The 1176-nt window shown below is 67.3% G+C and carries 1 protein-coding gene; it reads right to left on the reverse strand.

The window, feature by feature from the left end:
• The coding region (frc, locus tag AQJ46_RS51210) for a formyl-CoA transferase (protein WP_225887689.1) at positions 1 to 1176 on the reverse strand (1176 nt) is incomplete at both ends.

Below are 1176 nucleotides of genomic sequence, written 5' to 3' on the forward strand. Positions count from 1 at the left end.
AGTCCGAGTTCGCCGATGTAGATGTCTTCGTTGTGCTGGCCCAGGAGGGGTGGGGTGGTGATGGTGGTGGGGGAGTCGGAGAGTTTGAGGGGGTTGCCGACGGTGGTGAAGGTGCCGCGCTGCGGGTGTCCGACTTCGACGATCATGTCGTTCGCGGCGAGTGAGGGGTCCTCGATGATCTCTTTCGGGGACAGGATCGGCCCGCACGGGATGTTGTGGCTGTTGAGCTGTTGAAGGACCTGCCACTTGGGCAGCGTCGAGGTCCATTCCTCGATCAGCTGGAACATCTTCGCCAGCTTCGGCAGCCGGGCCTCGGGAGTGGCCCACTCCGGATCACCGGCCAGTTCCGGCCGGCCGATCAATGCGGACAGCGGCTGCCAGCCGACGGGCTGGACGATGACGTACACGTAGTCGTTGGGCCCGCCGGGCGCGCACTTGACGGCCCAGCCGGGCTGCCCCCCGCCGGAGGCGTTGCCCGAACGCGGCACCTCCTGCCCGAAGTCGTCGTTGGGGTACTCCGCCAGCGGGCCGTTCGCCAGGCGCTGCTGGTCACGGAGTTTGACCCGGCACAGGTTGAGTACCGCGTGCTGCATCGCCACGTTCACCCGCTGCCCGCGCCCGGTCCGCTCGCGCTGCAGCAGCGCGGCCAGAATCCCGGCCACCGCGTGGATCCCGGTGCCGGAGTCACCGATCTGTGCACCGGTCGCCAGCGGCGGCCCGTCCTCGAAACCGGTGGTGGCCATCGAGCCGCCCATCGCCTGCGCGACCACCTCATAGGCTTTGAAAGCCGTATAGGGGCCGTCCCCGAAACCCTTGATCGAGGCATACACGATCCGCGGGTTGATCTCCCGGATCCGCTCCCACGTGAACCCCATCCGCTCCACCGCACCCGGCGCGAAGTTCTCCACCATCACATCCGCACCCCGGATCAACGCGGTCAGGATCTGCCGGCCCCGCTCCGTCTTGGTGTTCAGCGTGATGCTGCGCTTGTTGCAGTTGAGCATCGTGAAATACAGCGAGTCCGCATCCGGGACATCCCGCAGCTGCCGCCGCGTGATGTCCCCGCCCGGCGCCTCCACCTTCACCACATCCGCCCCCAGCCACGCCAGCAACTGCGTCGCCGACGGACCCGACTGCACATGCGTCATATCCAGCACCCGCACACCCTCAAGAGCC

The organism is Streptomyces canus (genome assembly GCF_001514145.1).
Taxonomy (GTDB): Bacteria; Actinomycetota; Actinomycetes; order Streptomycetales; family Streptomycetaceae; genus Streptomyces; species Streptomyces canus.